General features: G+C 39.7%; 28 protein-coding genes and 8 tRNA genes. 30 read left to right on the top strand and 6 right to left on the bottom strand.

Features of this window, described 5'->3' with window-relative positions:
- Nucleotides 1-13 precede the first annotated feature (13 nt).
- Complete coding sequence (locus tag AC0VYV_RS10800) at nucleotides 14-1084, bottom strand: toxic anion resistance protein (protein WP_430246280.1); 1071 nt, start codon at nucleotides 1082-1084, stop codon at nucleotides 14-16.
- A 215-nt stretch (nucleotides 1085-1299) separates the two neighbouring features.
- On the opposite strand from AC0VYV_RS10800, the gene AC0VYV_RS10805 reads away from it, so the two are divergent.
- From AC0VYV_RS10805 to AC0VYV_RS10890, 18 genes are all read left to right on the top strand, one after another.
- Nucleotides 1300-1542 (top strand): glutaredoxin domain-containing protein, encoded by a 243-nt coding sequence (locus tag AC0VYV_RS10805; RefSeq protein WP_475374827.1) that lies wholly within the window; start codon nucleotides 1300-1302, stop codon nucleotides 1540-1542.
- Between the two features lie 39 nt (nucleotides 1543-1581).
- Complete coding sequence (locus tag AC0VYV_RS10810; RefSeq protein WP_430246285.1) at nucleotides 1582-2733, top strand: acyl-CoA dehydrogenase family protein; 1152 nt, start codon at nucleotides 1582-1584, stop codon at nucleotides 2731-2733.
- A gap of 141 nt (nucleotides 2734-2874) precedes the next feature.
- Complete coding sequence (locus tag AC0VYV_RS10815) at nucleotides 2875-3489, top strand: cell wall hydrolase (RefSeq protein WP_475374828.1); 615 nt, start codon at nucleotides 2875-2877, stop codon at nucleotides 3487-3489.
- Nucleotides 3490-3563: 74 nt separating this feature from the next.
- Complete coding sequence (gene kapB, locus AC0VYV_RS10820) at nucleotides 3564-3959, top strand: kinase-associated lipoprotein KapB (protein ID WP_194221569.1); 396 nt, start codon at nucleotides 3564-3566, stop codon at nucleotides 3957-3959.
- A gap of 99 nt (nucleotides 3960-4058) precedes the next feature.
- Nucleotides 4059-4961 (top strand): oxygen-dependent tRNA uridine(34) hydroxylase TrhO, encoded by a 903-nt coding sequence (gene trhO, locus AC0VYV_RS10825; RefSeq protein WP_475367344.1) that lies wholly within the window; start codon nucleotides 4059-4061, stop codon nucleotides 4959-4961.
- Between the two features lie 58 nt (nucleotides 4962-5019).
- Entirely contained in the window at nucleotides 5020-5775 is a 756-nt protein-coding gene (locus tag AC0VYV_RS10830) for an NRDE family protein (protein WP_475374829.1), read from the top strand.
- A gap of 128 nt (nucleotides 5776-5903) precedes the next feature.
- Nucleotides 5904-6059 (top strand): hypothetical protein, encoded by a 156-nt coding sequence (locus AC0VYV_RS10835; RefSeq protein ID WP_194221572.1) that lies wholly within the window; start codon nucleotides 5904-5906, stop codon nucleotides 6057-6059.
- Between the two features lie 197 nt (nucleotides 6060-6256).
- Nucleotides 6257-6332 (top strand) — tRNA-Val (locus AC0VYV_RS10840).
- A gap of 29 nt (nucleotides 6333-6361) precedes the next feature.
- Nucleotides 6362-6437, top strand: a tRNA-Thr gene (locus AC0VYV_RS10845).
- A gap of 5 nt (nucleotides 6438-6442) precedes the next feature.
- A tRNA-Leu gene (locus AC0VYV_RS10850) sits at nucleotides 6443-6527 on the top strand.
- Nucleotides 6528-6535: 8 nt separating this feature from the next.
- Nucleotides 6536-6612, top strand: a tRNA-Arg gene (locus AC0VYV_RS10855).
- A 4-nt stretch (nucleotides 6613-6616) separates the two neighbouring features.
- A tRNA-Ala gene (locus AC0VYV_RS10860) sits at nucleotides 6617-6692 on the top strand.
- Between the two features lie 19 nt (nucleotides 6693-6711).
- Nucleotides 6712-6804 (top strand) — tRNA-Ser (locus AC0VYV_RS10865).
- Between the two features lie 5 nt (nucleotides 6805-6809).
- A tRNA-Gly gene (locus tag AC0VYV_RS10870) sits at nucleotides 6810-6883 on the top strand.
- Between the two features lie 7 nt (nucleotides 6884-6890).
- Nucleotides 6891-6965 (top strand) — tRNA-Glu (locus tag AC0VYV_RS10875).
- Nucleotides 6966-7090: 125 nt separating this feature from the next.
- Nucleotides 7091-7417: a transporter gene (locus AC0VYV_RS10880; RefSeq protein ID WP_194221573.1), complete on the top strand. Its 327-nt coding sequence runs from the start codon at nucleotides 7091-7093 to the stop codon at nucleotides 7415-7417.
- A gap of 326 nt (nucleotides 7418-7743) precedes the next feature.
- A complete protein-coding gene (locus tag AC0VYV_RS10885; protein ID WP_475373745.1) occupies nucleotides 7744-8385 on the top strand; it encodes a YpjP family protein in 642 nt (213 codons plus the stop codon).
- A gap of 53 nt (nucleotides 8386-8438) precedes the next feature.
- Nucleotides 8439-8666: a hypothetical protein gene (locus tag AC0VYV_RS10890; RefSeq protein WP_430246299.1), complete on the top strand. Its 228-nt coding sequence runs from the start codon at nucleotides 8439-8441 to the stop codon at nucleotides 8664-8666.
- Nucleotides 8667-8858: 192 nt separating this feature from the next.
- Here the strand turns inward: AC0VYV_RS10890 and AC0VYV_RS10895 are convergent, their stop codons facing one another.
- Nucleotides 8859-9095, bottom strand: coding sequence for a YuzB family protein (locus AC0VYV_RS10895; RefSeq protein ID WP_226613011.1), 237 nt, complete (start codon nucleotides 9093-9095; stop codon nucleotides 8859-8861).
- A gap of 192 nt (nucleotides 9096-9287) precedes the next feature.
- Here AC0VYV_RS10895 and trxB point away from each other — a divergent pair, with 192 nt between their 5' ends.
- Nucleotides 9288-10229, top strand: a complete 942-nt coding sequence (trxB, locus tag AC0VYV_RS10900) for a thioredoxin-disulfide reductase (protein ID WP_430246303.1) — start codon at nucleotides 9288-9290, stop codon at nucleotides 10227-10229.
- 34 nt (nucleotides 10230-10263) lie between these two features.
- Here trxB and AC0VYV_RS10905 read toward each other — a convergent pair whose 3' ends face one another.
- Nucleotides 10264-10707, bottom strand: a complete 444-nt coding sequence (locus AC0VYV_RS10905; protein ID WP_194221578.1) for an Hsp20/alpha crystallin family protein — start codon at nucleotides 10705-10707, stop codon at nucleotides 10264-10266.
- Between the two features lie 150 nt (nucleotides 10708-10857).
- Between AC0VYV_RS10905 and AC0VYV_RS10910 the strand changes: the two genes are divergently transcribed.
- Together AC0VYV_RS10910 and AC0VYV_RS10915 are read left to right on the top strand one after the other, a co-directional pair.
- On the top strand, nucleotides 10858-11652 hold the full coding sequence (locus tag AC0VYV_RS10910; RefSeq protein ID WP_475367346.1) for a thymidylate synthase: 795 nt from the start codon (nucleotides 10858-10860) through the stop codon (nucleotides 11650-11652).
- Nucleotides 11649-12131: a dihydrofolate reductase gene (locus AC0VYV_RS10915; RefSeq protein ID WP_475367347.1), complete on the top strand. Its 483-nt coding sequence runs from the start codon at nucleotides 11649-11651 to the stop codon at nucleotides 12129-12131. The genes AC0VYV_RS10910 and AC0VYV_RS10915 overlap by 4 nt, the downstream gene beginning before the upstream one ends.
- Nucleotides 12132-12176: 45 nt before the next feature.
- On the opposite strand, the gene AC0VYV_RS10920 is transcribed toward AC0VYV_RS10915, so the two are convergent.
- Entirely contained in the window at nucleotides 12177-13010 is an 834-nt protein-coding gene (locus AC0VYV_RS10920) for a YitT family protein (protein ID WP_194221581.1), read from the bottom strand.
- 154 nt (nucleotides 13011-13164) lie between these two features.
- On the opposite strand from AC0VYV_RS10920, the gene AC0VYV_RS10925 reads away from it, so the two are divergent.
- Nucleotides 13165-13830, top strand: coding sequence for a GntR family transcriptional regulator (locus AC0VYV_RS10925; protein WP_475374830.1), 666 nt, complete (start codon nucleotides 13165-13167; stop codon nucleotides 13828-13830).
- A gap of 36 nt (nucleotides 13831-13866) precedes the next feature.
- On the opposite strand, the gene AC0VYV_RS10930 is transcribed toward AC0VYV_RS10925, so the two are convergent.
- Nucleotides 13867-14187: a 2Fe-2S iron-sulfur cluster-binding protein gene (locus AC0VYV_RS10930; RefSeq protein WP_475367349.1), complete on the bottom strand. Its 321-nt coding sequence runs from the start codon at nucleotides 14185-14187 to the stop codon at nucleotides 13867-13869.
- A 166-nt stretch (nucleotides 14188-14353) separates the two neighbouring features.
- Here AC0VYV_RS10930 and AC0VYV_RS10935 point away from each other — a divergent pair, with 166 nt between their 5' ends.
- The 4 genes from AC0VYV_RS10935 (at nucleotide 14354) to AC0VYV_RS10950 (ending at nucleotide 18139) form a co-directional block, all read left to right on the top strand.
- Complete coding sequence (locus AC0VYV_RS10935; RefSeq protein ID WP_194221584.1) at nucleotides 14354-14785, top strand: DUF2203 domain-containing protein; 432 nt, start codon at nucleotides 14354-14356, stop codon at nucleotides 14783-14785.
- Between the two features lie 334 nt (nucleotides 14786-15119).
- Nucleotides 15120-17006, top strand: coding sequence for an ABC-F family ATP-binding cassette domain-containing protein (locus AC0VYV_RS10940; RefSeq protein WP_475374831.1), 1887 nt, complete (start codon nucleotides 15120-15122; stop codon nucleotides 17004-17006).
- Nucleotides 17007-17442: 436 nt separating this feature from the next.
- A complete protein-coding gene (locus tag AC0VYV_RS10945; RefSeq protein ID WP_475368974.1) occupies nucleotides 17443-17652 on the top strand; it encodes a hypothetical protein in 210 nt (69 codons plus the stop codon).
- A 169-nt stretch (nucleotides 17653-17821) separates the two neighbouring features.
- Nucleotides 17822-18139 carry a hypothetical protein gene (locus AC0VYV_RS10950; RefSeq protein WP_475374832.1) on the top strand — a complete coding sequence of 106 codons (318 nt, stop codon included), beginning with the start codon at nucleotides 17822-17824 and terminating at the stop codon, nucleotides 18137-18139.
- A 153-nt stretch (nucleotides 18140-18292) separates the two neighbouring features.
- Here the strand turns inward: AC0VYV_RS10950 and arr are convergent, their stop codons facing one another.
- Entirely contained in the window at nucleotides 18293-18709 is a 417-nt protein-coding gene (gene arr / locus AC0VYV_RS10955) for an NAD(+)--rifampin ADP-ribosyltransferase (RefSeq protein ID WP_475374833.1), read from the bottom strand.
- A 512-nt stretch (nucleotides 18710-19221) separates the two neighbouring features.
- On the opposite strand from arr, the gene AC0VYV_RS10960 reads away from it, so the two are divergent.
- The 4 genes from AC0VYV_RS10960 to AC0VYV_RS10975 are packed head-to-tail and all read left to right on the top strand — an operon-like array spanning nucleotide 19222 to nucleotide 23617.
- The gene (locus tag AC0VYV_RS10960) at nucleotides 19222-20043 is read left to right on the top strand and encodes a M55 family metallopeptidase (RefSeq protein ID WP_430246335.1); all 822 of its coding nucleotides are present in this window, start codon (nucleotides 19222-19224) and stop codon (nucleotides 20041-20043) included.
- A 15-nt stretch (nucleotides 20044-20058) separates the two neighbouring features.
- Complete coding sequence (locus AC0VYV_RS10965; protein ID WP_430246338.1) at nucleotides 20059-20988, top strand: ABC transporter permease; 930 nt, start codon at nucleotides 20059-20061, stop codon at nucleotides 20986-20988.
- Between the two features lies 1 nt (nucleotide 20989).
- The gene (locus AC0VYV_RS10970) at nucleotides 20990-21934 is read left to right on the top strand and encodes an ABC transporter permease (RefSeq protein WP_475374834.1); all 945 of its coding nucleotides are present in this window, start codon (nucleotides 20990-20992) and stop codon (nucleotides 21932-21934) included.
- 51 nt (nucleotides 21935-21985) lie between these two features.
- Nucleotides 21986-23617, top strand: a complete 1632-nt coding sequence (locus tag AC0VYV_RS10975) for a peptide ABC transporter substrate-binding protein (protein ID WP_475367357.1) — start codon at nucleotides 21986-21988, stop codon at nucleotides 23615-23617.
- Nucleotide 23618 lies beyond the last annotated feature (1 nt).

Consider the following 23618-nt stretch of genomic DNA (forward strand, 5'->3'; position numbering starts at 1 on the left):
TTACCTCCTATCGTCAAAGTCGATCGGCTGCCTCAGAGAGCTGTTTCTGCCTCTCTGTTGAGCTATCTAATTTGGATTTCATTTCTTTATTTAATTGATCCATTTCTGTTATAAACTTCTTCCCACTATCGATAATACGTACGTTTGATTTTTCTGTTAAATCAATGGCTTCAAACACATCTTGATAAGCTTTGCGGAAGGATTCAATCGCAATCGCTGGCTTTTCAAGTGTTTTAACCGTTTCTTCTGTATTTTGTTTCAGCATCTCAGCGTTTTTCAGAAGCATCGATTCGGTTGCCTGGTTCACATTTTGTACAGCTGAAATCACTTTTTGTTGGTTTCCGAGAGCCAGCTGAATGGAAGCTGTTACGGTAATGATGTTTTTGGTCATCGTCACTGCATTAAAAATAGCTTCTTCTAGCTTTTCGTTGTTTTCCATGATCAAATCAACCGATGCCATGGATTGTCTTAAGACCATGACAGCCTGTGACATATTTTTCACTCGGCTAACGACTTTTTGTTGAGCCTTTTGTAGGGGAAGAGGGTTCTCTTTCCATTCGTCTTTAGCGGCTTCCTCCTCAAGCATCGTCATAAGCGTCTGACCTAGCTCCATCTGATCTTCCAGTCCGACAATGCGGTCTTTTGCTACATCCTTTAGTTCTTTTAACATAACATTATCTTCTTGTAGCTTATCTTTACCAGTTAAAAGTGATTCAACAATAACTTCTACTTGGGATTCGACCGTTTTGTATTTCTTCGCATATTGCTCGACTTCGTTTCGCCCCATTACTCGATTTAGCAGTTTATTGAATTTACTCTTTTGCAAATAAGAGGGCTCTAAGTCTGAGACATGCTCTCTGAGTTTGTGTAAGTTATCAGGTAAGTCGTTATTCGGTTGGTCAATCATTCCCTTTACAGGACGCTTCAATGCTTCAAGGGATTCCCCAGCGTTGCGCTGGGCATCTTCACCAAGCCCTGATAATGACTGGAGAATCTTATCTGTATCGTCTTCATGATAAAAGCTTTGAATGATCTCTTCAGCCTTTTCACGTTGTGAGTTGATTTTCTCAGGTTGATTACTCATATATGTCACTCCTTCAATTGAATGAATTCGTTAAATTATTCTTCTATCATTCTATACGATTAGATTTCGTGAAAAGTTTCAAAACACCTTCAGCAAAACAATTCCCTTTGAGTGAATCGAGCAAACTCACCTAACTGAAATAGTTGAAAGATGCAAAGTAGGGTGGTATGTTTTAAACGGAATTACTTGTAAATTAGTGATAGGAAGTGAACAAAATGAAAAAAGTCAAATTGTATACACAACCGGCATGTCCACCATGTGAGTTTGTGAAAAATTATTTTCAAATGCATGAAGTGAAATATGAGCTACTAAACATAAAAGAAAACGTTGCTGCGCGCAATGAATTGATTCATGATCACGGTTCTATGTCTACCCCAACGATTGTCATCGACGGCGAAGTCATTATTGGATTTGAACAGGAAAGTATTGATGAACTTCTGAATATTCCATCATCTTGATGATAGATTAATGACTTTGGTGAAAGAGGGTGTCTTAGAATGATTGATAAATTTGTTCGAAATGAGCGTGATCATAAGCTGCTCGAATTAGCTAATAAACATCGAGCAGAACTTAAGGAGAGTGCCACACATATTGATCAGGAAGCGTATATTCCTGATTCCATTATAGCAAGTATGAAAGAATCAGGCTTTACTTCACTTACGATCCCTGAAGAATTTGGAGGTGGTGGTCTTTCTCTTTATGAGCTTGTCCTTGTTCAGGAAGAGCTTGGTAAAGGAGAAGGGTCTGGTGCGCTATCACTCGGCTGGCATCTGGGAGTACTAAAAGATTTAAGCGATCGTAGGCCATGGAATGCTTCAACTTATGAAAGGCTTTGTCGTCATGTTGTGGATGGTACGCTCATAAATCGAGCTCAAACAGAAGAGGAGACAGGTGACCCAACTCGAGGTGGTATGCCTGCTACGATCGCGACTGCGGTCGAAGGAGGATATAAAATAACTGGTCGAAAAACATTTACAACATTAAGTCCTCACCTTAATCAAGTGATTGTCAAAGCAACGTGCGAAGGTGTCCCTACAGATTTCTTAGTGTCCATGAGTCAAGAAGGTGTAGAACTTGAAGGGACTTGGGATGTGCTAGGCATGAGAGGTACCCGTAGTGATGACCTTGTATTGACTGACGTATTTGTTCCTTCTAATGCGCTCCTTGAAACTTATGATAAAAATCGGAAAACAGCTTCATTACCTCCGGCCTGGTTGCTCCATATTCCCGCTGTATACATGGGAATAGCAGAGGCAGCACGGGAAGAGGCAGTTCAATTTGTGTCTTCTTACCAACCGAACACACTTGATGTGCCACTAAAAGATGTACCGCACATTCAAGATAAATTTGGACGAATCGGACTTTCATTAATGGCAGCACGTCATTTTCTATATTCGGTTGCAGAGCAGTGGGATCGTTACCCAGAAGAGCGGATGAACATGCAGGGACAGCTTTTCGCTGCCAAAACGCAAGCAATGAACGCTGCACTGGAAGTTGTTGATCTTTCAATGCGTATTGTAGGAGCACGAAGCTTAATGAAGAAGAATCATCTGGAACGACTTTATCGAGACGTTAGAGCGGGGCTTCACAATCCTCCGAGTGATGAATTATCGTTACAAGTTCTTGCAATGAAGCAATTTCAAGACTAATTATCTTACTCCTTCCCTTTTGGAAGGAGTTTCTTTTTGTTCTCATATGTGGAAGACATCCCTGTGACTCCCTATTGAAAGGGACCTGTCCTTCCTCTATCCTTTATGGCGTGGCAAAAAGCTACTGAAAGGATGAGATATATGAACAAAACGATCATTGCTATGATGATGATGAGTCTCTTTTTTGCTCTGTTTTCTGCACAAACTCATCAGGTAGCGGCCGTGTCATTGATGAAAGTAAAGCCTAAGATTGAGAATGAGGTTAATGAAGAAGTTGTATTAAACGAAACTTTATCTGAACCAGAAACGAAACAGGAGGTTGCCTTATTGCTTAACCTTCCTGTTAAAAATATGAATGATGTTAAGAGAGTAACAAAGGATCAATTTACTGTATCGAACTATTCTGTAGAAGAAATTGAAATGTTGGCCAAATTGGTTAATGGAGAAGCAAGAGGTGAATCGTTTGAAGGGAAAGTAGCGGTAGCTGCTGTAACAGTCAATCGAACACTTTCTGCAAGATTTCCAAATAGCATTAAAGAAGTGATTTTTGAAAGTGGTGCTTATACTGCAGTATCTGACGGTCAATATGATCAAAAGCCAGGAGCAGAATCATATAAGGCTGTCTATGCGGCCCTTAGTGGTAGAGACCCAAGCTCAGGAGCTTTGTTTTATTACAATCCTGATATTGCAACAGACGATTGGATTCGTACAAGGCATATCATCAAAGAGATTGGAAAACATGTCTTCACAAGATAAAATCCTCCTGATAAAGGAGGATTTTATGATATCATCGACGTGTACACACAGTTAGATGAAGGAGTGAAGCGACTATGTCAGAGAAAAAAACGTTTCAGCCAGGAGAAATAGTAACGGCAGGTTATAAAACGGGGAGATATATTGGAGAAGTCGTCGATATGAAGTCCCCCAAAGCTGTGATTAAGGTTCTTGCTGTCATCAAGCATCCAACTCAGGGAGACCTTCATAATCCCAAACAGCTCGATGTTCCTCTTTTTCACCAGCGAAAAGCGTTAGCACAATTCGAGAAAGCGCTCGTTCCAATGTCAGCCATTAACCATTACGAAGGAAATGTTCCTGATTATAACGATTCACTGAAGGAAGCGCTTGAAACACAATCCGCAGAGCTCAAGCACGAAGGCGGAAGATGGGCCGAAGCATCTCTTATCGAAATCGAAAAGCTTAAAGACGACTACTTCCCATCAAGGTAATCTTCTTTACATCAGACTTCGAATCCGGTAAGATATAGTATTGATTTAGGCTCTTGGTTTAGAGCTTGATTGAAGAAGACGTAAAGGGTGGTTTTTGATTTGCAATCAGAAGCTTCAGCATATCAAGTGCTGTTATATTATCAATATGTAGAAATAGAAGATCCGGATTATTTTGCTCGAAAGCATCTTAAGTATTGTCAATCACTCAATTTAAAAGGTCGAGTCCTTGTAGGCAAAGAGGGCATTAATGGAACGGTTTCAGGAACCGTTGAGGATACTGAGCGCTACATGGACGAACTAAAAGCAGATGAACGCTTTCGTGATATGGCTTTCAAAATTGATGAAGCAGAAGGTCATGCCTTTAAAAAGATGCACGTACGTCCGCGCGAAGAAATTGTTTCACTAAAGCTTGAGGAAGATGTAAACCCGAAAGAAATAACCGGGAATTATCTTGAGCCAAAGGAATTTATGGAAGCATTAGAAGATGATGATGTAATTGTTATCGATGCAAGAAATGATTATGAGTACGATATTGGTCATTTTCGCAATGCAATTCGTCCTGATATAAAGGCTTTTCGTGATCTTCCAGACTGGATTGAACAAAATCTTTCGGACCAAAAAGATAAGAAAGTACTAACTTATTGTACAGGTGGAATTCGCTGTGAGAAATTTTCTGGTTACTTAATGAAAAAAGGTTTTTCCGACGTTTCACAGCTTCATGGAGGAATTGTAACGTATGGTAAAGACCCGGAGGTACAGGGGAAATATTTTGATGGCAAGTGCTTTGTATTTGATGATCGTCTTGCTGTTAATGTAAACCGTACCGATGAAGATACAGTTGTAGGGAAATGCTACCATTGTGAGGAGCCAGCAGATACTTATATCAATTGTGCTAATGTACAGTGTGACAAGCTTCACATCGTCTGTGATTCTTGCAAAGAGGAGTATAACCATTATTGTTCTTCTGCATGTGAAGAAGAAGTTCGTATGATCCAATCGTAACGCAGCGGCTAACGCTGCGTTTTTTCTTACAGTGAAACGAGAGAGGAGGCGCGTTAAGATGTGCTTAATTGCTGTAGCTCAAAATGTTCATCCTACATACCCATTTATACTCGTAGCCAACCGAGATGAATTCTACGAGCGTCCAACAAAACCTGCCAACTATTGGGAAGATGTACCAGAACTACTTGCGGGGCGTGATTTAAAGGCTATGGGAACATGGCTAGGGGTTACAACAAACGGAAGAATTGCAGCCCTTACGAATTATCGAGAAGGGAATGAGCAGCCTAAAAGTCTATCAAGGGGTGATCTAACGGCCGATTACTTACGTGATCATCAATCCCCATTATCATACCTAGAAATGGTTCGACAAAAGAAAGATCAGTACAATGGATTTAATTTAATCATAGGAGATTTTAAGAGCCTTTATTATTATTCAAACCGGCAGGATCAAATTTCAAAACTAGAGAACGGTGTTCACGCTGTAAGTAATCACTTACTGAATACGAGCTGGCCAAAGGTTGAGCAGCTTAAAGAAGAATTGAAACACTATTTAAGTGCAGAAAAGAACCTCGATCAAAATCGTCTTTTTGAAATGCTTTCTCATGCTGAGCCTGCACCTGATTATTTATTACCACAGACAGGCGTGCCGATTGAATGGGAAAGGATGCTTTCACCCGTTTTTATTAAGTCGGATCATTACGGAACGAGGGCGCAAACTGTTATTATGGTTTCACAAAATGGAGAAGTTACTTTTGTTGAGAGGTCAGGAGAAGATCAGGAAAATTATTACCAATTTAATCTGGATGAAGCATAATTGCGCTCTAAGTGAATAAATTATGTGTTACCTGTAACTTTTGCCGATAGATCGATGGTGAAAAAGATTCGGGTTTAACAACAGAAAAATAGGGTATTGAGAATTATTACTTATGAGGAGGGGTTTTTTTGAAAAGAAAGCGTCACTATGTTGAAGATCAGCTTTTGCGGGAATCAACCGACATGAAAGAGTACCGAAAATACGATTCTGAAATGGTGACTAAAAAAAGACCAATACTCCGCCAAAATAAAAAGAAAAAACCACTTATTCAAACGCCAGTATAAGCAGGGGAGAGCGCTCCCTGCTTTTTTTCTATGTCAAAAATGGAGTGCTTAACTATGGGGAATAATTTTTTTGTGAAAAAGGGTTGTGTTTTTTTGGGGTCGGTGATAAGATAGGTCTTGTCCTTGAAAAAACACATTAAAAAAAGTGTTGACGAGGCAAAAGAAGTTATTGTATAATAATGAAGTCGCTGTTTAATGGAGGATTAGCTCAGCTGGGAGAGCATCTGCCTTACAAGCAGAGGGTCGGCGGTTCGAGCCCGTCATCCTCCACCATTTATTTTTGATGACTTTCATTAAATTATGCCGGCCTAGCTCAATTGGTAGAGCAACTGACTTGTAATCAGTAGGTTGGGGGTTCAAGTCCTCTGGCCGGCACCACACATGCGGGTGTGGCGGAATTGGCAGACGCGCTAGACTTAGGATCTAGTGTCTTACGACGTGGGGGTTCAAGTCCCTTCACCCGCACCATAGAATATGCGCCCGTAGCTCAATTGGATAGAGCGTCTGACTACGGATCAGAAGGTTAGGGATTCGACTTCTCTCGGGCGCACCATATTGGGGCCTTAGCTCAGCTGGGAGAGCGCCTGCCTTGCACGCAGGAGGTCAGCGGTTCGATCCCGCTAGGCTCCACCATATATATTTTCATGTTTTTGGAGGAATACCCAAGTCTGGCTGAAGGGATCGGTCTTGAAAACCGACAGGGGCTTAGTCGCCCGCGGGGGTTCGAATCCCTCTTCCTCCTCCATCTTTGCGGGTGTAGTTTAGTGGTAAAACCTCAGCCTTCCAAGCTGATGTCGTGGGTTCGATCCCCATCACCCGCTCCATTTTTTTGGCCCGTTGGTCAAGCGGTTAAGACACCGCCCTTTCACGGCGGTATCACGGGTTCGATTCCCGTACGGGTCACCAACTAAATTTCCATAGACTTTTTGACTCAAGCATACTCAAAGAGATGCTTTTTTTGTTGTTTTCAATTCGGTACGTCTTATCAGAATACAGCATACAGTGACTGTATAAGAGAGGGGATGGACCGAATGTATTATGAAGAACATGAGCACATTGCTTATCATTATGACAACACAGATGCCTACCGTCAGCAACCCGTAGCTCCAACATCGAGCCCACCAGCATCACCGCCTCCTAGACCACAGTCAGCACAAGCTGGAACATTTGCTGTAGATCCGGGATCCATTAGAAGGTGTATGTATCGGTTTACTTATATTTGGATGAGAGGCGGCAATTCATTTTGGTTTTGGCCAGTTTATGTAGGGCGTACTTCTGTTTCAGGGTTTCGCTGGACCGGTAGAAGGTGGGTGTATACAGGCATAAGTTTGAGAAGAATTGATATGTTTACTTGTTAATAGATGGAGCGCTTACATGAAGCGCTCTTTTTTAAAGGCTCTTTCGTAGACATTGTTGCTATAGTGGGTGAATTTTCGCTCAGGGATGCTCGTTTTTCGCGGGGCAGGCGGTTAGCATCCTTCCGCTCCAATCAGCGAAGTTTAGTGTTTAATTCAACAATTGTTTCGAAAGCAACAATCTTTTAAAAAAGAGCCTTTTTGAATGAAAAGCTTCGTTACCATAGCCAAATGAAAATTAATGAAAAATCGTCTAAACTTCTGGCTTTTTTGAGAAGATCATGCGAGAATAATACTAACTATTGATCTTCGAAAGTCAGGTGCACATAATGAAATTCCCTCTTTGGATGAGAAAGTTATTTGTAGCATTTGTTGCTGTTATTACACTTGGAACTGTGGTTCCTACTGGATATCTAGCAGATGACAAAACAGAGTCATCAGAAAATTATCAAGAAGAAAACCATCTTCTTATTGAGCCGAGGGACGAGCCTGATAAGGCGATAGAGCCTCTTGTTGATCAGTATGATTGGCCCATCATAGCTCAGGACGCTTCTTCTTCTGAACTCCTGACGCATTTTGTAAGCTATGCAAGCAATCAATCCGAGCAACTCGGGCTAACAAAATTCGGTGAAACGATCTCAACTCGAGTCGGTAACGAGTATCGAGATGCAATTGTACCTAAAATGACAGAAGCGATCGCTACCTCAGTGCAAAATCTGGATGAGGATACATTAAGGTCACTTCGTTTGACGGACAACCCTTCTGGTGGATACGGAGAACGTATTCTTCATGTATATAATGAACAGAGTGGGGAAGACTTATTGCGTTTTCATGTGAGAAGAGATCATCCCCCACAAGATGGCTATTGGTTTAATTTTCATTACCATGCAGCGAATGATGATTTTGAAGAACATTATGAAGTAGGTAAGATTTATTGGGATAAAAACACTCCGCCTAAGTGGCTCTCGTAAGAGAGGTGCGCGGGGTGTTTTTGGTTGGAGATTAAGGGAGGATCACAACATAGATGGAACTTGTACAATGTATTAGAGATGTTTTCGAAGAAGAGCCTTTAACCGGCTCAGAAAGTGTATTGAATCGTAAATTATTTAAGGAAGGTCATTTCTATCCAGTTTATAAAGATGAGCATCATAGCTGGATTACGCTTGATGATGAAGGAGAGCAGCATATTATTGCTACCGGCACCTCACTCAATGAAGACTTCTGGTTTACTTTTCGGTTTCGCATAGCATAATAAAAAGCCGCATAAAGCGGCTTTTACTTTTTTTTAGGGCGCGCATTTTGCGGGCCTCTTTTTTTATTCATAAGAAGAGCGTCTTCGCCTTCTTTTTCACCTTGCACACCGGCTTTCGGATCATACGCGTTTCGATTTTTCATGTAAGCTCCTCCTCTAATTGGATTCACTTATTAGTATATCCAAATTCGGTTAAAACATCGGATTTTCTTCGATGAACTGGTAGACGTTATCAACTAGCTCATCGGGCGTTTCGGCAGTAACGCGCTCGCCGTTAACGAGACAGTAAATATCCTGGCTACAAAGTGTGCAGTGACCAAGACAAGAATATTCGAGCACATCAAGATCTGTATCTTTTTCTAGTTTTTCCATTGCTTTATGTGAACCGCTCGAAAGATTGCTCATGCAGAATTCAACTATTGGATTCATCTTTTATTCACCTCGGGTTTTCCTTACTATTACAAGACTGTTTCTATTCTATCAAGAAGGTGTGAAAATGAACAACCATTTGCATAAGATCAAGAAACAAATTGATGGATACCCATATAATTTGTAAGAGAAGGGTTTATTTCTATATAATTAGGAAAAATAACATAATGAAGTCGATAGAGGAGGGTCATTATGCATAAAGCAGTTATTGTAGGAACAGGACCAGCGGGTTTAACAGCAGCCATTTATCTTGCGAGGGCTAATATGGAGCCGCTCGTCATTGAGGGACCGGAACCTGGTGGTCAGCTTACGTTAACAACAGATGTTGAGAACTTTCCCGGTTTTCCAGATGGCGTTCTCGGTCCAGAATTGATGGAAAATATGAAGAAGCAGGCGCTTAGGTTCGGCGCTACAATTGAGCGAGGATGGGTGAAGGATATTGATTTTAATGAGCGTCCCTTTAAATTAAAAACAGATACTCTCGGGGATATTATGGCGGAGTCTGTTTTGATTTCGACTGGTGCTTCAGCAAAGCTTCTAGGTATACCAGGAGAATCAGAGAATATGGGTCGAGGTGTGAGTACATGTGCAACGTGTGACGGCTTTTTCTTCCGTGGTAAAAAAATCGTTGTGATTGGTGGAGGAGACTCAGCTATGGAAGAAGCGACTTTCTTAACGAAATTCGCTTCAGAAGTTACTGTTCTTCACAGGAGGAAAGAACTTCGCGCATCAAAAATTATGCAGGAGCGTGCTCGCTCTAATGATAAAATTAGCTGGAAGCTGAATGCTTCCCCGCTAGAGGTTGTAGCAGAAAACAATAAAGTGAGCGGTATTAAAGTAAAGAATAGTGATACGGGAGAAGAGGAGTTCGTTAAGACAGATGGCATATTTGTTGCGATTGGCCATCGTCCAAACACTGATTTTCTCGCGGGTAAAATTAATATGGATGATAAAGGTTACGTTCAAGTAGAACCAGGAACGACAAAAACGAATGTCCCTGGTGTATTTGCATGTGGAGATGTACAGGATTTCACTTACCGTCAAGCGATCACAGCAGCAGGCACAGGGTGTATGGCGGCTATGGATTGTGAGCGGTTCCTTGAAGGAAACGCCTTTATAGACTGGAGTATGTAAGAAGAAAAAGCGCAGGCCTTGGCCCTGCGCTTTTTTAGTCGATGTTAATATAATTCGAATCGGTACGTATGCGATCAGATTTGGGTATTTTAATTTCTAGAACACCATTTTCGTATTTTCCTTTCACATTTTTCATGGAAAAGTGAAAGGGAAGCTTAATGGTGCGACTAGTACTTGAATAGGACCGTTCTTGTTTGTAATATTTTTGTTTATCGTTTCGTGACTCATGAAATTCTTTAGATTCAATGGAAATCCGAAGACCATCTCCAAGTGGTTCCACTTTAATTTGCTCCTTTGTGATACCAGGTAACTCTGCTTCAACAATAAATGCATCCTCCGTTTCATAAAGATCAACCCGAAACGACTGAGCTGGTAGAAGATTCGCAAATGGCTCTTTAAAGAAATCATCAAAGGTGTTCATCCAATTTTGAATAGCAGGGTCTTGAAACAGTTTGGGCAATTTATCGCCTTTCGCCATGGTTATTTCATCCTTTCCAACATTTCTGTTATACAGTATGTTTGCCCAAGGAAAATGTGCTTTTTGGCTGTTTTTTACATACAATTCGCAAGTTACTTCTCATCTTTCTTCATGTTACAATGGTCATTAGAGAATTGAAGGAGGAGTACGATGAAGACTTATTTGCAGCTATGCGAAGAAATTTTACATAACGGAACTAAGAAATCTGATCGGACAGGCACGGGGACGGTCAGTGTATTTGGACATCAAATGAGGTTTGATTTACAAGAAGGTTTTCCAGCTTTAACTACCAAAAAACTTCACTTAAGATCAATTATTCATGAGCTTCTTTGGTTTTTAAATGGAGACACCAATGTAAAGTATCTTCAGGATAATGGTGTGCGCATCTGGAATGAATGGGCTGATGAAGATGGTGAGCTTGGTCCAGTTTATGGTCATCAATGGCGCTCGTGGACGGGCGCGGACGGATCAACCGTTGATCAAATTGCAAAAGTAGTTGAGCAAATTAAAACTAACCCGAATTCAAGAAGAATGATTGTAACAGCATGGAACCCTTCAGAAGTCGATAATATGGCTTTACCTCCATGTCACTGTCTTTTCCAGTTTTACGTTGCTGATGGTAAGCTTTCTTGTCAGCTTTATCAACGTTCTGCTGATGTGTTCCTTGGGGTGCCTTTCAATATCGCATCCTACGCGCTTCTCACGATGATGATGGCGCAGGTGTGTGATTTAGAGCCAGGTGAATTTATTCATACGCTAGGTGATGCGCATATTTATAACAATCATATTGAGCAGGTCAACCTTCAGCTCACTCGTGAACCTAGAGACCTTCCAAAAATGAAAATTAATCCAGACGTGAAATCAATTTTTGATTTCTCATTTGATGATTTTGAGTTAACGGATTACAATCCTCATCCACATATTAAAGGAGAGGTGTCGGTATGATATCATTTCTTCTAGCAATGGATGAAAAGCAGTTAATTGGGAAAGACAATGATCTGCCTTGGCATTTGCCAGCTGATCTCGCTTATTTTAAACGCATGACGACTGGAAAATCGATCGTTATGGGAAGAAAAACATTCGAATCAATTGGCAAAGCGTTACCCGGCCGTGATAATTATCTAATTACTAGAAAAGACCTGGAATATGAAAAGGTTACTGTACTGCATTCTGTAGAGGAGTTTCTGGAACTTTCAAAGCGTGAGGAAAAAGATTGGTTCGTTATAGGTGGCGCTGAAATCTATCGTCAGCTGCTTCCGCATGCTGATCGCCTGTACATTACTGAGATTCATGAATCGTTTGATGGAGATACTTATTTTCCCGATTTCTCTCAAGATGATTGGAAAGAAACTTCGCGCGAAAAACATTCACGTGATGAGAGAAATAAACACGCTTTCGATTTTGTCGTTTACGATCGCAACTAAAAAAATCCCCCGGTGAAATGCGTTTCACTAGGGGGATTTTTGCTTTTATGTTTTAGGAAATGTAAATCCTTCTCCAAAAACATCTCTCACGTCATGCACAACGACAAAAGCTTTATCATCGACTTTTTGAATCATCTTTTTAAGAAGGAAAAGCTCCTGTTTATTAATGACAACGTATAAGATGTCTTTTGATTCATTTGAATAATGTCCGCGAGCATTAATAACCGTTACGCCTCGGTCCATTTCTTCACTTACTTTCTCTGCAATGGCAACAGTACTTTGAGAAATAATCGTTACGGCTTTACGCGTATCAAATCCGTCAATTAAATAGTCCAATATTTTTGTGCTAATATAGATGGAAATTCCGGTATACATCGTATTTTCGATCCCGATGACGACGGAAGAGCCGAGTACAACGAGAATATCAAAAACAAACATCGATGTACTTACGCTCCACCCAAAGCTTTGGTTAAGCATACGGGCAACAATTGTAGATCCACCAGTAGTACCACCTGAGCGGAGAACGAGACCGAGACCAATCCCGATGAAAACACCTGCAAAGACGGTTCCGAGCATAATATCAAGCGGCTGACCCATTCCTTCAGTTAATTGTATAAATAATGAGCTAAAGAAGATCGCAAGCATCGTATACCAGGTTACTCGTTTATTCAGTACCTTATATCCAATGGCTAAAAGCACAGCGTTCATAACAAAGTTTGTAATCCCTGGTGACCAATCAAGAATATAATAAAGCGTCATCGATATGCCAGTTACGCCGCCTTCACCTAGTTCGTTTGGAATTGCAAACCAGTTCACACCAAGCGCAAAGAATAACGATCCGATAATAATTAACGTTATTTCTTTTCCAGTATTGTTCATGTCATCACTCCGTCCTGTTCCTCAATACGTAGGATAATATATCATAGTGGTTGAAACTGGACAAGATTGTTCAACAATATTGTTCGAAAGAAATGCGACTTCCTTTTTTTTATGTTAAAATAATGGAAAATAGAGTATGGGCGGGTCTTAAGACATGCGTAAAGAAACAGTTGAACAAAAAGTGTATCAACTAATAAAAAATGCGATATTAACGAGACAAATCGCTCCTGGGAATCAGCTGTTTGAAAATGCTATTGCTGCTAAAGTCAATGCTAGTAGGACGCCGATTCGAAGTGCTATTACGAAACTGGAAGCAGAGGGTCTTGTGACTGTCGTTCCGAATAAAGGAGCATTTATCGTTCAACCGACGATTGATGAAATGATTCAGGCTTTTGAATTGAGAAAAGTTTTAGAGGACATGGCGATCCGTGAAGGGTACGCAAAAATGGAAGCTTCTGATATCGAGCGGTTAAAATATCAGACTGAGGAGATGGGAAAGGCGTTTAAAGAAGGGAACATTCTCTTATATCATGAACAAAATAAGGCGTTTCACCTTGTGATGGCTAAAGCGAGTGGAAATCGTTATTTGATTGATTTTATGGAGCAAATTTTAAATCAAATCACCATTTATATGGTGCTGTATGATGTTTTTAGTGGTAATGATGAGAATGATACTGTCGAACATAATAAAGTGATTCAACTACTAGAGGCGAACGATGAGGAAAGTCTTCATAACGTTATTACAAACCATCTTGAGAATAGTTTAGCAAAGCTTCAGGAAGATAAGCTAAATTATCAGTCACTGACAACACTATTTTAATAAAGACGAGCTAGGTAAGCTCGTCTTTGTTTTTGCTTATTCAGCAGGTCTAGGTCCAGCATCAAGGCCAGAGCTTTCAACAGTCATCGCAGGCTTCACTTCGCAGTTGCCGTTAACACGAACCTGACAGGAGAGGCGGAGTTTTTCTTCCACGCCTTTTTTCTTAAACGCTTCCTCTTCAATTTCAGTTAGTTCTCCAAATTCTCCATCCACCACTTCTACACGGCAGGTGGTGCATTTTGCGTTCCCCCCGCAGCGATGAAGAACATGTACCCCGTTATCTTCAAGAGCAAGTGCTAACTTAGTTCCTTCTTCTACTTCAAACGTTCCGTAATCTGGTACAGTAACTTTAGCCAAAGAAATTCCTCCTTTATGAAATGGTTCCCCTTACATCCTCTATCATATCCGAATTTCAACCCTCTTTGAAGAGGATTGTTCCGATTGTAAAAATTCGTCGAATAATGGTTAAAGAAAGTGGGTAAGGGTAAAGAAGTAGTAGTAAAGACGAACCAGGAGGAGAAACATGGAAAAAAAGCATTTTACTTTAGAAGAAGCGAATCGTTTGTTGCCAGTGTTAAGGAGAGAGCTTGCCGGACTTAAGCGCCTGAAAATTCAATTTAGCGAACATTACGATCAGATTGAACAGCATAAGAAAACGCTTCTTTATCGTCACAAAACAAAAGTTGACGAAGATATCCTTTTTAAAAAAGAGGCACGGATGGAATTTATGGAGTTAGAAGCACAAACGTTTATTAACAATATCATGACTCTTGGAGTAGAAATCAAGAATGTAGATGAAGGATTAATTGATTTTCCTGCAATAATCAATGGAAAAGAAGTGTTACTGTGCTGGAAAGACGGAGAAGAGGAAGTATCCTTTTATCATTCAGATCTAGGTGGATTTAATAAACGAGAACCGATTGAAAACATTATGAAAGAGGAGGAGCAGGGCTGATGTAGATCAGCTCTTTTCAAAAAAACATAATTAAATTTCAATTACCGTATTAGTATAGAATTTTAGAAATAGCTCACCTTAAAGAGTAGGGAGGTGAGTTCATGAAAAACCCAAAACAAACTCATAAGCATGATACCGAATTTGCAAGCGAGCTAGCAGCTGAACAAAATAACAATAAAAAGCATAAGAAAAATAAGCAACAAAAAAAGAACGCTTAATAAAAAGGAGCTCTTAGCGGAGCTTCTTTTCTTTATCTTATTAGTAGATCAGTTCCCTTCTTTCTCTAAAACAGTTAAAATAGGAAGCAGACTAAAGAGAGAAAAGGATGAGTATCATGAGCTTATTACAGGCTGAATTAATCACCAAATCATATGGAGAGAAAACACTATTTGATGGGATATCTTTTTCACTCGAAGAAAAGCAGAGAATCGGTTTAATTGGAGTAAACGGCACAGGGAAATCCTCTTTGCTTAAAATTCTTGCGGGCATCGAGTCGATGGATAGCGGTACACTGCACCATGCGAATCATTTCCATGTAGAGTACTTGCCTCAGGACCCGGTATTTGTTGAGAAAAAAACAATCCTTGAGACGGTTTTTGATAGTGATGTACCATTATTTAATACGGTAAGAAAATATGAAGAAGCGCTGCAGAACGTAATGAACTTTCCTGAGAAAGAAGCGACACAAGAGAAGCTCATTCAGGCACAGGAAGAAATGGATCATCTTCAAGCGTGGGATTTTAGTACCCAAGCTAAAACGATTCTAACAAAGCTCGGGCTTACTCAGTTTGACGCAATGGTGAATGAATTATCAGGTGGTCAACAAAAACGTGTTGCGCTAGCGAAAGCATTTATAAATCCAGCAGACTTATTGATTCTCGATGAGCCTACTAACCATATCGATAATGCAACTGTTGAATGGTTAGAACAATACCTGGCCAATTACTCTGGAACTCTATTGCTTGTTACGCATGACCGGTATTTTCTTAATCGTGTAACAAACCGCATTTTTGAACTGGATAAAGGACGATTGTTTGAATATGAAGGGAATTACGCTACATTTCTTGAACAGAAAGCGCTGCGTGAAGAACGTGAGGCGAAAGAAGAAGATAAACATAATAAATTACTAAAAAGTGAGCTAGAGTGGTTAAAAAAGGGAGCGAAAGCTAGAACCACAAAACAAAAAGCACGTAAGCAAAGAATCGAGAAAATGAAGGAAGAACCAGGACGAACGACAGAAGGAAATGTCGATATGGCATTAGGTGCGAGCCGTCTAGGTAAGAAAGTAATTGAAGCTACGGATATATCAAAAGTGATCAATGGTCGAACGTTAACAGACCAATTTAACTATCTTGTTCTCCCACAAGACCGAATTGGCATTATTGGACCGAATGGTTCTGGCAAAACGACGCTACTTAATATGCTTGCTGGTCGAATCGCTCCTGATTCAGGTCACGTTGATATTGGTGTAACAGTTAAACCAGGTTTCTACACTCAACAAAATGAGGGGTTAGATGAATCGCTTAGAGTAATTGAATACATTCGTGAAGGTGGAGAGGAAGTTCGCCTCCGTAAGGGCGGAACCGTATCAGCATCTCAAATGCTTGAGCGCTTTCTATTCTCACCTGATATGCAATGGACATACATATCCCGATTATCTGGTGGAGAGAAAAGAAGATTATATTTGCTTCGTATCTTAATGGAAGAGCCTAACGTTCTTTTCCTAGATGAGCCTACGAATGATTTAGACGTTCAGACACTTGCTGTGTTAGAAGATTATCTTGCCGAATTCCCTGGAGCTGTTATTACCGTTTCCCACGATCGTTATTTCTTGGATAAGATGGCAGAGCAGCTTTTCGTTTTCGATGGTGACGGAAAGATTGACCACTATTATGGTTCCTATTCCGATTATCTTGATGTATTGAAAAAAGAAAAAGAGCTTGAAGCTATGGAGAAAAAGCAATCAACTCCAAAAACAGATGATGCAATCGAGAAACCAAAGCAAGTGAAACTCTCTTACAAAGAAAAGAAAGAATGGGAAACGATTCAGGACACTATTGAGAAAATTGAACAGCGCATTGAAGACGTTAAAGTTGAAATAGCAGAATCAGGAAGTGATTTTGCAAAAGTAGATGAGCTTTATAAAGAAGAACAGGCTCTTACGTTGGAATTAGAAGAAAAAATTGAACGTTGGTCTGAGCTCTCAGAGAAAATGGAATAGTAGGAAACCCTGCTATGTATTAATGAGTTTTGAGAGATTCACTCACCAAAAAATTTATGTAATCAAACCTAAAGCCACTCCTGCACTTCAGGTGTGGCTTTTTTGGTCTGCTAACGTTTTTTTAGGGTCTCGAAGTCTAATTCACTTTTCAATTCACAGGTTGAAAAACCTCCAAGCAAAAGTGCATACCTGATACGAGTGCGGATTTGGGAGTGAATTGAAAGAAGTTTTTAATTGGTTATTTATGTTAATATTGAAGTTGGATTAAAGAAGGTATTCAAGTTAAGATCAGTGATTCTTGAAGACTTGAATTCAAGATAACAGCTGAAGTTGAAACATTTTTTGGGAATGTATGTATCGAGGATAATATGATAAAAACAGCAAGGAAGTTATTGGGGATTTTTCTTCTGATCGATAATTGGAAAGGAGGAGAAGTATGGAAGTTTTTTTGATGAGTTTCTTTTCGGCAGTGATCATATACATAACTGTTCAATCGATAATTAAGGCTTTAAATATAGCCTTAAATAGAAATGAGATATCAAAACGAAAATATAGTCTTATTATGGCGATATCAATTTCTATAGGTACTTTCGTAGCAGTAGTTTTACCTTTTGGATATCAAAGACTTTTTGCTGCTATTCTTTAAAGTCTTCTTTAGCTTATCTTTAACAAGGTGAGCTTCTATCTTTTTGAAGAAAAGACTGAGTTATGCAGATTTATTTGAAATAATTAGCAATAGAATTTGGACAGTTTAACCGAATAAATTATGTTGAAAATTAATCAACTTAAAAGCGAAAGAAAGTAGGTTTTATAATATGGATTTATCTTTGGAAATTGCGCATATTATACTGCCAGTTGCAATAGTGGGTGGGATTGGAGTATTTGTAATTCTAAGAATGAAACATAAGTCTAAGCAAGGAACTCTAGGTAAGAAAAAAACAAGAAGTGCTCAAACTATATTAGATAGCTTAATACCATTCGGAATGATGTTTGGTTTGGCTGTTGCTATACTTCTCAGCATATTTAGCACCTTTTCCTTTCTTTCTGCAATTACTTGGGGACCTGGAATAGGTATGTTATTAGGATATTTTGCTTATGAAATTTACAGCAAGAAGGAAGATAGTTATTCATAATAACTGCCTTCCAGAAACTCGGAGCTTATCTGCATGCAATAAGAGAGGCTGCAAGTTTAGATACACAATAGAACTTTTTGTTCAAAACCAGGCATCGCTAGTATTGAGATACCTAGTTTTTCTTTCAATTTATGATTTGAGAGATTTAGAAGATTAATCATATATGACAAATTTCCCTTGTTCATGTAACCTTTTTATAGATGCAAGCATATGATTTATTTCTTCATCGGAATGTCTTTCCCATGAACTTAATTCAGCTACTATTTTTAAGGGCGATTTCGATCTATAAGAACGTGTAGGGTTTCCGGGAAACTTTTTGTCAGTTACGTTTGGATCATTTTCAAATTCACCTAACGGCTTTACAATGTATATTCTTTCTTTTGATGTAGATATTGCTAATTCAGCCCCCCATTTAGCGGCATTTAATGTAGCAGTGAAATAAATATGGTTCGCTTTTTTGTTTTGGTAATTTGATAAGTGTTGTGGTACTAATAGATCTCCAATTTTTAGTTCTGCTTTCGTACCATGAAAGAAAGGTCCATGATCTAAGACATCTTTTTTGTCATTCATTTTAATACACCTCTCTTTTTTGATTTGTATAAAATAGTATAGAGCAGCAAGTATAAAAATAGTAGTCTATAATTACCTGGAAATTAGCGGTATAATATAAGTAGAGAAAATGTAGTTGAACGACAAGTAACTATAATTTGCGTTTTCATTAGCAATCACCGTCAATGGTTGTTGGAGCTTTAATAAAATAACAAAATTTACAGAGCTTGAAATGGCATTTTGCCTCTAAGCTCTCTTTTTTTATGATTTAATATATGTTTTGGCCTTTGAAGCGCTATGTGATTTCACGATTTGTCCATCTGAAGTAACTCGGTTATCAATATACTGGTGTGGTTTTTATATATTGTAAATATATTTTTAGGATCCCCCTTTTTGTGAACTCTACGAACATTGAGGAGCATTTGCAGAATGAAATAAAACTTCGCGATCTCCTTAGAATATTTTGAGAAATGAAGTAAATAGTGGTATAATTATTCAGAAAGTTACGAATCTAGAGAGAAAGGAGAACATTTGTGAAGTTTTATTTATCGGTAGATATGGAAGGCGTAACCGGTCTTGTAGATGAGACGTTTGTGGATTCGAATAAACAGAATTATATGCGTGGTCAGGAAATGATGACGCAGGAAGCCAATCACGTAATCGAAGCCGCCTTTGGAAGTGGATGCTCAGCTGTGACGGTAAATGATAGTCACTCAAAAATGAACAACTTACTTATTGAGAAGCTTCATCCCGAAGCAAGGCTCATTTCAGGAGATGTGAAGCCTTTTTCTATGGTTCAGGGGTTAGACAGTACATATGAAGGTATGGGGATGATCGGTTATCATGCACGCGCCGGTATGCCGGGCGTAATGTCTCATTCCATGTTCCACAATGTGAGAAATTTCTACATAAATGATCAAGTTGTAGGAGAGCTAGGGATGAATGCATACGTTGCCGGATACTTTGGTGTTCCGATTTTGTTCGTTGCAGGCGATGACAGAGCTGCACTAGAAGCCGAAGAGCTTATCCCAAACATAACAACAGCTGTTGTAAAAGAAACGATTTCTCGATCTTCCGCTCTTTTGTTATCACCACAAAAAACAGGGCAAGTGTTACGTCAACAAACAGAAAAGGCAATGCTTAATAGACACAATGTCGAACCTTTAGTTCCTCCTCGCGAGCCTGTATTTCGCATTGAATTTGCGAATCATGGACATGCCGAGTGGGCGAGCCTTATGCCTGGTGTTGAGATTGAAAAAGAAACGACAGTTAAATATCAAGCGAAAAATATGCTTGAAGTCTATCAAGCTATGCTTGTGATGACTGAATTAGCATCAAGAACAACATTTAGCTAGAAAGTAGGGATGCCTGTGGCGAAATATATTATCAATCGTCTCTTCGCCATGGTGATTACATTGTGGATTATCGTAACCATTACGTTCTTCTTAATGCATGCGGTACCAGGGTCACCATTTAACCAGGAAAGAAACACCAGTGAAGCGGTGCAGCAAAACCTTGAAGCGCACTATCATTTGGATGAACCAGTTTTTATTCAATATGCCATTTACATTAAATCACTTGCAACACTTGATTTTGGGCCTTCTATTAAACAATCATCTACGTCGGTTAATGAAATGATTGGTAGAGGATTTCCAGTCTCGGCAGAACTTGGGGTTACGTCGCTTTTGATTGCGATTATTTCAGGTATTATTCTAGGCATTATGGCTGCCCTTCGTCACAATGGTGCAATTGATTACATAGCGATGACTTTTGCGGTCTTTGGCATTTCAGTACCGAACTTTATTATGGCGACTTTACTTATTCAACAGCTAGCTGTGAACTGGGAAGTTTTCCCGGTGGCTACTTGGGCCTCGCCAATGCATATGATCCTACCTTCTATTGCGCTTGCAACTGGGCCAATGGCCATCATAGCGCGCCTTACTAGATCAAGTATGATCGAAGTTCTCAATCAAGATTACATCATGACTGCTCGGGCAAAAGGGATGACAACATTCCAAATTGTTATGAAGCATGCTATGAGAAATGCTTTACTGCCGGTTATTACTATTCTTGGAACACTTGTTGCTGGAGTATTAACTGGGAGTTTTGTTATCGAAAAAATCTTTGCCATTCCTGGCATGGGTAAATATTTTATCAACGGTATAAATGATCGTGATTATCCTGTCATTATGGGAACAACAGTCTTTTATAGTGCCTTCCTCATTATGATGCTCTTTATTGTAGATATTGCTTACGGGATACTAGATCCGAGAATTAAGCTGCATAAGAGGGGGGAATAGCATGATACCGGAGCGAAAAGATATGAAACAAGAGCTATCAGAAGACCTCTTTCTTCCGTTAAAAGATTCCTCTAATAATGCAGAGATGATTGCAAAGCCAAGTATTTCTTATTGGAAAGATGCATGGATGAGGTTGTCTGGGAACAAGTTGTCTATGGCTGGTCTTATCATGTTAGTATTGCTTGTCTTAATGGCCATATTTGGTCCGTTGCTAACACCATATTCTTACGATCATCAGGTTTTGACCGAAGGGAACTTACCTCCATCTTCTGAGCACTGGTTTGGAACAGATAACCTTGGTCGAGATATGTTCACACGAACGTGGAATGGAGCTAGAATTTCATTGTTTGTTGGATTTATGGCAGCGATTATCGATTTTGTTATTGGAGTAGCTTATGGAGGGTTTTCAGGATATAAAGGTGGAAGAACGGATAATTTCATGATGAGAATCATTGAAATTTTGTACGGTCTTCCATATCTCCTAATGGTTATTCTTTTGATGGTCGTCATGGGTCCTGGGCTCTTTACGATTATTATTGCGTTAACTGTAACAGGGTGGGTCGGAATGGCACGAATTGTTCGAGGACAGGTTCTTCAGTTAAAGAACGCAGAGCATGTTCTCGCATCTCGTACGTTTGGAGCAAGCGCAAGTCGCGTTATTCGAAAGAATCTCCTTCCTAATACGATGGGGCCGATCATCGTTCAAATGACTTTAACCGTTCCTACAGCTATCTTTGCCGAAGCCTTCTTAAGTTTCTTAGGACTAGGTGTACAAGCACCCGTAGCGAGTTGGGGCGTAATGGCAAATGATGGATTATCGGTTATTTTATCAGGGCACTGGTGGAGGCTGTTTTTTCCAGCATTCTTTATTTCATTAACGATGTTTGCTTTTAATGTTCTCGGTGACGGTTTGCAAGATGCACTTGATCCTAAACTACGTAAGTAAATCCTCATCTCGATGAGTTTTCACTGATACAAATACTAAGGGGGAATTTTTTTGAAGAAGATTATTACAATGCTACTTTCTCTAGTGCTACTTATTAGCATCGTTGGTTGTACAACTACGGAAAATAGTTCATCAGAATCAAATTCAGGAAATGATGATGCAAAGCAAGAGGATGGAGCAAAAGTACTGAAGTTAAACAATGGAAGTGAACCAACATCATTTGATCCACCAATTGGTTTTGATAGCGTTTCGTGGAACGCTTTAAACAATTTAATGGAAGGTATGACGCGTCTAGATAAGGAAGATCAGCCACAGCCTGCCGCTGCTAAAGAGTGGGATCTTTCAGAAGATGGCAAAACATATACTTTCCACCTTCGTGAAGATGCCAAGTGGTCTAACGGAGAGCCTGTTACAGCGGAAGATTTTGAATATGCTTGGAAGCGTCTAGCGAATCCTGATACGGCTTCACCTGCAGCTTTTCTTGCTTATTTTATTGAAGGCGCAGAGGCATTTAACACTGGAGATGGATCAGAAGAAGATATGTTGGTAAAAGCTGTGGACGAAACAACACTTGAGGTAACTCTTGAAAGTCCAGTAGCCTATTTCCCTAGTGTTATTTCAAACCCAGCTTTCTTCCCTGTTCATAAAGCAACAGTAGAAGAAAATCCGGAATGGCATACAGAAGCTGATTCGTATGTAAGTAATGGTCCTTTTAAACTAACGAAATGGGAACATGATTCAAAATTCGAATTTAGTAAGAATGAAAATTATTGGGATGCTGCAAATGTAAAGCTCGATAAAGTAGATTGGGCTATGGTTGATGACACGAATACAGAATATCAAATGTACAAAACTGGTGAACTTCATACTTCTGATGTACCAGCTGACTTAAGTGAAGAGCTTTTCAGTGATGGACAAGCTCAGGTTGAAGATCAGTCAGGAACATACTTCTATCGCTTTAATCTTGAAATGGAGCCATTCCAAAATGAAAATATTAGAAAAGCATTTGCTATGGCAGTCGATCAGCAGAAAATCGTGGAATTTGTTACAAAAAATGAAGAGAAGCCAGCAAATGGCTTTGTGGCGTATGGGTTTGAAGATGCAGCAGGCGGCGACTTCAGAGAGGTTGGCGGTGATCTTGTAACCAATGATGCTGATCAAGCAAAAGAACTACTAGAAAAAGGCATGGAAGAAGAAGGTTATGATGAGCTTCCTGCCGTAACATTAACGTATAACACGAGTGATGATCACAAAAAGATTGCTGAAACTCTTCAACAAATGTACAAAGAAGTTCTTGGTGTTGATGTAGAGCTTGCCAATCAGGAATGGAACGTATTCTCTGATGAACAAAAGCAATTAAACTTACAGTTCTCAAGGAGTTCTTTCCTTGCAGATTATGCTGATCCAATCAACTTCCTTGAAAGTTTCCAATCTGGGCACTCTATGAATCGTACTGGCTGGAGTAATGAAGAATACGATTCCTTAATTGCACAGGCGAAAGAAGAAACAGATGAAGCTAAACGATTTGAATACATGCATGATGCTGAAGCACTCTTGTTCGAAGAGATGCCAATCTTCCCGATTCATTTCTACAATCAGGTTTATCTTCAGAATGAAGATGTGACGGGAATTGTACGTCATCCTGTTGGCTATATGGAATTGAAATGGGCAGATATGAAGTAAT

Source organism: Anaerobacillus sp. QJM3NY_17, from assembly GCF_056173665.1.